Source organism: Domibacillus sp. F004 (genome assembly GCF_057814295.1).
This window is the reverse complement of the sequence record NZ_JBVATB010000002.1, coordinates 252523-260148: the sequence shown is the minus strand read 5'-3', so window position 1 is coordinate 260148 and position 7626 is coordinate 252523. Positions and strand designations below refer to the sequence as shown.

General features: G+C 40.8%; 7 protein-coding genes and 1 riboswitch. All 7 genes read right to left on the bottom strand.

Annotated elements, in window-relative coordinates:
• Window positions 1–2281, bottom strand: a 2281-nt coding sequence (locus ACZYRN_RS06785; protein WP_488910772.1) for an Ig-like domain-containing protein, incomplete at its 3' end; no start/stop codon positions are given.
• 86 nt (window positions 2282–2367) lie between these two features.
• A riboswitch (cyclic di-GMP riboswitch) is annotated at window positions 2368–2453 on the bottom strand.
• Window positions 2454–2784: 331 nt separating this feature from the next.
• The gene (locus tag ACZYRN_RS06780) at window positions 2785–2982 is read right to left on the bottom strand and encodes a flagellin N-terminal helical domain-containing protein (protein ID WP_488910771.1); all 198 of its coding nucleotides are present in this window, start codon (window positions 2980–2982) and stop codon (window positions 2785–2787) included.
• 62 nt (window positions 2983–3044) lie between these two features.
• Window positions 3045–4739 (bottom strand): flagellin N-terminal helical domain-containing protein, encoded by a 1695-nt coding sequence (locus tag ACZYRN_RS06775; RefSeq protein WP_488910770.1) that lies wholly within the window; start codon window positions 4737–4739, stop codon window positions 3045–3047.
• A gap of 487 nt (window positions 4740–5226) precedes the next feature.
• Window positions 5227–6051 (bottom strand): flagellin N-terminal helical domain-containing protein, encoded by an 825-nt coding sequence (locus ACZYRN_RS06770; RefSeq protein ID WP_488911124.1) that lies wholly within the window; start codon window positions 6049–6051, stop codon window positions 5227–5229.
• A 325-nt stretch (window positions 6052–6376) separates the two neighbouring features.
• Window positions 6377–6601, bottom strand: a complete 225-nt coding sequence (csrA, locus tag ACZYRN_RS06765) for a carbon storage regulator CsrA (RefSeq protein ID WP_488910769.1) — start codon at window positions 6599–6601, stop codon at window positions 6377–6379.
• Between the two features lie 3 nt (window positions 6602–6604).
• On the bottom strand, window positions 6605–7048 hold the full coding sequence (gene fliW, locus ACZYRN_RS06760; RefSeq protein WP_488910768.1) for a flagellar assembly protein FliW: 444 nt from the start codon (window positions 7046–7048) through the stop codon (window positions 6605–6607).
• A gap of 12 nt (window positions 7049–7060) precedes the next feature.
• Window positions 7061–7621 carry a DUF6470 family protein gene (locus tag ACZYRN_RS06755; RefSeq protein ID WP_488910767.1) on the bottom strand — a complete coding sequence of 187 codons (561 nt, stop codon included), beginning with the start codon at window positions 7619–7621 and terminating at the stop codon, window positions 7061–7063.
• Window positions 7622–7626: the final 5 nt, after the last annotated feature.

Here is a 7626-nt window from a genome sequence, read left to right as displayed (position 1 = left end):
CTGCTCCACTTGTCGCTGTTGATGGGATGGAAATCAATCCATTCCCATCTACTGTGGCTAATCCTGTTGAACTACTTACATACTTCGTTCCATCCGTTCCAGATGTCACATCTTTTGTACTTCCATCGGACATAGTAGCAATTACTGATAACCGCTGTGTCTTTCCTACTATAACTGATGTATTAGAAGGCGTTATTGAAAGACTAGTTATCTGCGGTGCACCATTAACCGTTATTACACTCTGTGTTGTTTTCCCATTATTACTTGCTTTAATTGTTACTGTACCGCTACTTGCATTTGAAGGAATGCTTATTAAACCATTACTATCAATCAATGCCTTTTTCGTATCTGATGAGGTATATTCAGTCCCTTCTGACCCTGATGTTACATCTTTCGAAGATCCATCTGACATAGTTGCTCTTACACTTAATTGAATTGCTTCACCGTAATTTATTGTTGCATCCTTTGGAGTCATACTAATACTATTTACAATAGGTGGGTCAGTGACTGTTATCATTGATTCACCTTGTATACCATTATAATCTACCTTAATTATTACATCCCCCTTTATTGCATGTGAAGGGATTTGAATAAAACCATTTTCATCTATAATGACCTTTGAAGTATCTAAGCTTGTATACTCAATTCCAGAGACACCTGCTGTAACGTCTTTTGTTGTCCCATCTAATAAGTTTGCTAGAACATTTAATTGTTTTGTCTGACCAGGTGCCATATTTATTTTCAATGGATTTATTTTAAGAAAACTTTCATTTACTTCACCTGTTGATATCTTCACCTCAATCTGTTGATATAATCCACTGTTAGCCGCTTGAATATATACAATTCCTGGACTTGCATTAGATGCCACTTTAATTAAACCATTTTGATCAACAGTGACAACTGAAGGATTTGAACTGGTATAATAAGTGCCAGTTGATCCAAGTGTGATATCCTTCTTTGAGGAATCGGACATATTTAGAGTTGTTTTTAATTGATAACTCGCTCCCGGATCAATAGTAACGGATTTTTGATCTAATTCTATACTAAAAGGCGAAGCAGGTGGAATTGTAATGATTCCTCTCACAGTAAAGTAAAAAGGGTCAAAATTTATTGTATCTCCTTTATACCCTAAGTTACCGTCCAAAATAGATTTGTCATTGTCTTTAATATCACGGATATTCAAAGATCGAAGCTTCCATGTTCCTAATTCGTCATATTTATCTATTGGAATATTACTCTCAAATTCTCCTGTAGTCTGGTTCCGACTGAAGTAAATATTAAATGACTTTCCACTTGGCTTGTAAATGTTTCCACCCAAATATTTAACACCCGACAAGTTATCACTGACATTTGCGGTTAACTTAATGATTGCACTATTGCTAGTTGTTTTTTCCAATGTGATTCCTAAACTTTCTAAAGATGGACCAAGTAAATCAGGTGTGGTACCCATAACAGTAAATTTACAGTTACTAAAGTCTAATTTCCGTACATTAGTACTATTACTAGAAAGGTCATAATAAGTGGAATAATTATCAGATGAATCTTTTAAATGTACTCTGTAAAGTTTCCACTCTCCTAATTCATCATATTGGTCAATATTAATAGTCCCCTCAAACTTTCCAATAGACTGGTTATATGACAAGGAAAAATATTCACTATTCCCACTTGGTTTCCTAAAATACCCATACGCTGAAGATATTCCAGATAAATCATCGGAAATATCCGCAGTAATTTTTATATTTTCTCCAGAATTCGCTTGTTGAGTGGATACAATAATTGAGTTCAATTCTGGTGGTGTAGTGTCTTCTTTTTGTAAAACACCAGATACATTAAAACTAAACTGACTAAAATCTATTGATGAATTGCTAGTATTTATATATGAGGAATTATCCTTATTATCAGTTAGAGAAATAGAATATAACTTCCAACTACCAGCTTCATCATACTTAGATATAGAGATTGTTCCTTCATATTTATTAGTGGACGGATTTAAAGATAGGTATGCAGATGAACTAGCTCCACTAGGTTTTAAATATGTAACAGAAACTCTATTTACACCGGATAAATCATCAGAAATATCAGCAATCAACTTCACTAAATTTTCAGGAGATGCCTCTGAAGTAGAGATTGAAAAACTGTTTAACTTCGGAGGAGTTGTATCTGGTGTTGGATCTGTGATAATAACCTCTGTATTCGCTGCTACAAGTAATGGTGAAATACTGAGCATTAAAGCAATAGAAACAATAATTACCCTTTTAAACATCTTAATAATTTCTTTCAACTTTTTACCCTCCTTTTATATAAGCTTTTATTCGAGCTATTTTTACCTATAAAAGAACAAATGACTAGCCAATTGTTTTGAGGCCATTCGGTAACCCGGCTGTCATAGTTATTAAAACCGTAGATCCGTGGCTTTGCGACTCCATCTTTCGAAAGGATTGCCTTTATCGAGTTTAAGAAATCACAGGCCTTTATATCTATTAAATATTATAGTAACACAGTAAAAATAGTAAATATACAGTACTTTACTTTTGGTTTAAATGTCACACTTTCATTTCCGGTTTCACCTAGAGAAGTAGTAGAGTAAGAAGCTGATTTCAAATAAGGTAGCCATCGCTATCTCCTTTACCTTCAGTTACTCCTCATCAAATCGTACATGAAGTTTTCCCTCATACGGCTTTTCGACGTCTTCTTTCCTTGGCTTTACCGTACCTCACTAACTAATTTCATACCTCAATCAGTTACTTGGATTACAGAAATTACGTCTTGTATGTTTCTATTAGCTTAGTCTAACCCACTTATCTTCGCTCTCATCTTTTGAGATATTGCTAGAGCAGCCACATCATCTCCAGCTTTATTAATCCGTAAACCACTAGAAAGTTTTTCAGAAGATTTAATTCCCTGATTAGAGGCTTGCGAAAGACGGTAGTATGTGTTTAAGTCAGCAATATTATGATTGATCCGTAGGCTAGGAACTTCCACATAAGTTTTCTAAAAAAAGAGACCTTAGAAAACTAAGGTCTCTTTCATTTAAGCGGCTAAAATTAACGTAATAATTGAAGCACACCTTGTGGTTGTTGGTTAGCTTGTGCAAGCATAGCTTGAGCAGCTTGAGAAAGAATCGAATTCTTAGTTTGGTTCATCATTTCTTTCGCCATGTCAACGTCACGGATACGAGATTCCGCAGCAGTTAGGTTTTCAGATGATGTACCTAAGTTGTTGATTGTGTGTTCTAAACGGTTTTGAACAGCACCTAGTTTACCACGTTCTGATGAAACATTAGCGATTGCTTTATCAATGATTTCGATAGATTTTGAAGCATCTTCTTTATTAGAAATGTTCAAAGCAGCCTCAGCCTTGATATCATTTGTACCGTTTGTTACTGCGTTAGAAGCAGTAAATCCAGCTTGCCCGGCATTACCAGTGATACCAATTGCAGCTGAACGCATATCATTGATAGTTAAAGACATGCTTTGACCTGTATTAGCACCAATTTGGAATTTAGTGCTGTAACCCGAGCCTTGTGCACCCGGTCCTACTACTTGAGCAACGTTTCCTACTGTTTCAGCACCACCACTACCTATAGCTGCTAATGGTCCACCTGTACCATCTGTTAATACGATATCTTTACCAGTCTCAGATATAAATTGGATTTCATTATCTTTTGATAATGATGCTGTTACTTTATCTGAAATACCTGATTCTTGTAACGCAGCATTTAAGTCTTTAACTAGATCTTCCATAGCAGCTTTTGCTACGTTCGTATCTGTATTATTAGTGTCATACGTTTTACCTTCTTTTAAAGTAACTGTTACAGCACTTTCGCTACCAACAGTAACTTTAAAAGTTGAATCAGCTGCAACTGTAGTGTCAGCACCATCTAATGCATTTGTGAATTTGATACCATGACGTTCTACTGTTGTAGGATCACCTTTGACTTCTCCAACAGCATTAGCAGTAGCTGCATCGACATATCCGAGCATTGCTGCTGCCTCATCATCACCTGCACCTATAGTTAATTCTAATGTGCTAGTAGCGCCTTGTGATTTAGCTTCAAAAGTAATAGCAGCACCAGACGCATCTACTGTTACTAAATCAGAGAGTTTAACCCCGCCAGATGTAACTTCTCCTAATGCAGTTGCAAAATCTGCTTTGGTAGTAGCAGTATGGTCTTTATTAAGTAACGAAGATAAGTCAAATGTCTTTCCATCTACAGTAATTGAAGCTGTTTGTCCAGTTGTGTCAGCACCAGCATACGCTGTTGCTCCTGCAATTTCCGCGCTAGTGGCTTTAGTAATTTTATCTCCCGCATTAGAGCCCACTCCACCATTTAATAACTTTTGTGTATTAAACTCAGTAGTATTACCAATACGATTAACTTCAGATGTTAATTGGTTTAACTCATCTTGCATAGCTGTACGGTCAGCATCGGTTGCAGTTCCGTTAGCTGATTGGTTTGATAGTTCACGCATACGTTGAAGAATGTCATGAGTCTCGTTCAATGCACCTTCAGCAGTTGAAATCAAAGAAATCCCATCTTGCGCATTTTTCGAAGCCTGATCTAAACCACGAATTTGCCCACGCATTTTTTCAGAGATTGCTAGACCTGCTGCGTCATCTCCAGCTTTGTTAATACGAAGACCTGAAGATAATTTCTCCATTGAATCGCCTTGTGCCTTGTTTGCGTTACCAAACTGACGATACGTGTTAAGTGCTGCGATATTATGATTGATAATCATTGTGTAGTTCCTCCTTGAGTTTGGCTGTTCACTTCCTTGTGAACAGTGTTGAATTGATAGCAAAATATTAGGTCGGCCGCCCTGTTTCTCTTGCTTCCATAGTTTATATCGGGGTTGTTTCGGGAATGTTTAATAGTTTTGGTAAAATTTTTTGTCGGATTATCTACTTTTTTACGGAATAGTGAACGGGGTCCGATATTTCGTTTGAATGTGGCGCTTTGGAGGAGTATTTTCTGTGTCCTTGATCCGGTTTTACAAGAAAGAGTTTACTTGTGTCTTGTCTGTTTTCATAGATGAATTGAGAGAATTCAAAGGCAATACCGTTGTGTATCATACGAGCAATCAAGAATTTATTATCAACGTGCGAAAACGGAAGTTCAGCTGAGTAATTTTCTGTTTGCATACAAACATCCCGTTGACATAATCGTGAACGGGATGTTTTTGTTTGATTCACGATGATTTTGAGGGGTTCGCTCACAAGTTTCTATTATCTTAGCAACTGTAAAATACTTTGTGGTGCTTGATTGGCTTGTACCATCATGGCCATGGAGGCTTGGGCAAGGATGGATGCTTTGACTTGGTTTATCGTTTCTTTCGCCATGTCGGCGTCTCTGATTCTTGATTCGGCTACGGTGAGGTTTTCATCTGCGGTGTTTAAGTTGTTAATGGTGTGTTCGAGCCGGTTGCTGTAGGCGCCGAATTTAGATCTTTGTGATGAGACTTTTTGGATGGCTTCGTCGAAAATGGTGATGGCGGCTGATGCTTTGTCGGCCGTTGTGACATTGACGGGCCCACGGGCTGATGTGATGCCGAGTGCGCGGGCGCGCATATCGGCCATTTCAATGATCATCGTCTGACGGGCGTTCGCTCCAACCTGGATGCGGAACGATGTTTTTGAACCGTCGAGCAGGTTCATCGTATTGAACTGGGTCGTGCTGCCGATGCGGGTAATTTCCTCGGTGAGCTGATTGATTTCCTTTTGGATGGCTTGACGGTCGGTGTCGGTGTTTGTGTCGCTTGTGGCTTGGACGGATAGTTCGCGCATTTTCTGGAGGATCGCGTGTGTTTCGTTCAATGCGCCTTCTCCGGTCTGGATCATGGAAATCGCGTCCTGCGCGTTGCGGGATGCCTGGTTCAGTCCACGGATTTGTGCACGCATTTTTTCCGAAATGGCAAGGCCGGCCGAATCGTCCGCGGCGCGGTTAATACGCAGACCGGATGAGAGCCGCTCCATCGCGGTAGCTTGTTGCTTTAATGCTGAATTATACATGCGATGCGCGTCTAGTGCCATAGTATTGTGGTGGATTCTTATATAGATTCTCCTTTCTTTCAAGGTTCCTTATCTATTATATGGACTAGATTAGAATCTATTCCGAAAGATCCGCTCACAATCACTGGGATTCGCACCTATTCTAGCACATTCGCTCACAACGACCGAAACTCGCACCTATTTCCACAAATTCGCACACAATGACTAAGATTCGCACCTATTTCGGCAAATCCGCTCACAACCACTAGAATCCGCACCTATTCCAGCAAATTCGCTCACAACCACTAGAATCCGCACCTATTTCACCAAATCCGCTCATAACTAGACTCATCCATCCCCATCTCCACAAAAAAACTCCCATCCGATTTTATTTCGGTGGGAGTTTGAGCAGTCCGGCGAGGTTTTCGACGCCGGCTGAGGCGGATTTGTTTTCGTCTCCGATTTGGAGGTAAATTTCTTTTCGGTGGATATCGACGTGTTTCGGCGCATCGATGCCGATTTTGATTTGGTCGCCGGATACGGAGACGATGGTAATCTCGATGTCGTCTCCGATCATAAGGGCTTCGCCTGGTTTACGTGTGAGAACGAGCATCGCTTATCCCTCCTTCATGGCGCCGTTTGGAAACAAAGCGTGGCGTGTTTCGTACGCGGTGCCGGTTAAGATGACTTGGCGTCCGGTCTGGTTTTGTTTGTTAATGACGATCGGTGCCTGCAAGTTAGCGGTTGTCTGTTCAAATGGATCTCGAACGGTCAGGATCGCTAAAAGGGTAACGTCTTCTTCTTTTTCAATCGCGAGTGCTTCAATGGAAGCATCGTCAATTTTAACATGGTAGTCCAGGAAAAACGAAAAGGGATCGGTGACAACAAAGCTTAGTTCCGGTGTGGTAACCGATTGAAGCGCGTAAAACACCGTATTTCCCGGGAAAGCGAGCAAAACGAATTGTTTCTCGTCTTCAAAGCCGGGCAATCCATTCGCAAATCGTAACACATCCGCTTCCTGAAGTTCTTTTTCCCCGTGGTATTTCGTTTGAATCTTCACACTCATCACCCTTTAAATCGTTTTATTCACAACTTGAAAATCAATGGACGGGTATTGCTTCATCTGAATCTTCACATTGCCTGGCTCATAGCTGATCATCGGCTTGTTCGCACGCGTATGATTTTCAACTCGTCTGGCCTGTGCGTCAATCCGAACGTCACCCGGTTCATAGTGAATCTTCACACTGCCGTGCGACGGTACCCATGTAAGGCCCGTTTCGTAGCTTCGGGTATTGCTTCTGGCCGCTTGCATAGCAATCGCATTGCCGCCTTTATGAATATCCGCAAGTTCGCGGCCTTCTGCAGCCCGGCGGCCGGTGCCTTCGAGCGCTTTTTGTCTGCCTTGTGATGCCGCCTCTTTAATGCGCTGAAAAATATGCTTTCGGTCCATGTCGGCCCACGCCTGCGTTTGATCAATCGAAAGTTTGCCCGGTGTCGTGGTAATGTTCATCTCTGCTTTCGGCTGACGAAGATCAACCGTCGCCCCGGGCTGCTCGATCGACTGGCGGCCCGGCGTTGTCGTCATACCAAGCTGCGCCTTCGTTGTCTGAATTTGAACGGTTGATATATTCATCTAGG